Annotated in this window: 1 protein-coding gene; it reads right to left on the reverse strand. The window is 37.5% G+C overall.

The features are described 5' to 3' along the window. Nucleotides 1-128: 128 nt before the first annotated feature. A partial coding sequence (locus tag GWK09_RS14890) for a hypothetical protein (protein WP_204260493.1) occupies nucleotides 129-662 on the reverse strand: 534 nt, incomplete at its 5' end.

The raw sequence follows: 662 nt of genomic DNA on the forward strand, positions 1-662 counted from the left end.
AACGGTTCCGGCTATGGTTTGGCGCCTGGACGCCCGAGCCCTCCGTATTGTTTTTGTTAATCTCTAAAATAGCAAATAATCCCAGACCTAAGGGGGCGATGAACCATAGGCGTTGTTGTGTGCTGTATTTATTTAGTGTCTAGTATCCGAAAATCATAAAGAGCAATTAGATCAATTTTTCGATGCCACATTTCAATCGTTTTTGCATTTGGAAATGCACCCACAATGCTTGTATTTTCAAATTCCTCTTTAAAATAATACTTGATGTCAGCAGAGTAATTTACGGGTGTTTTTAAGTTATTTCTAAGCACCAATGTTGTTTTATAATCGGAGTCTTCCTTTCCCTCATTAAAGTATGCGCCAACAAAATATATTTCTATTGTATTTTCCTGTGGTTGCTTATCAAATAAGTCCTGTGGATCATTAAATGAGTAATACTCGTCGTAGCGCTCCAGACTTAATATGCGATACTCAAATTGGGTGCTGTCAACAGATTTCAATTCCAAAACAGCTTTAGACCACAGTGGAATAGTATAGATTCCAAATTCTGAAGGCAAATCCTGTTCTGAGGTCTGAGAAAACAGGCTTTGGGATATGGCAGAGAGAACAATCAGGTAAAAAAAGAGGTTTTTTTTCATTTTCAAAAAATAGCACACAACGGT

It is taken from the genome of Muriicola jejuensis (assembly GCF_010671595.1).
Classification (GTDB): Bacteria; Bacteroidota; Bacteroidia; order Flavobacteriales; family Flavobacteriaceae; genus Muriicola; species Muriicola jejuensis.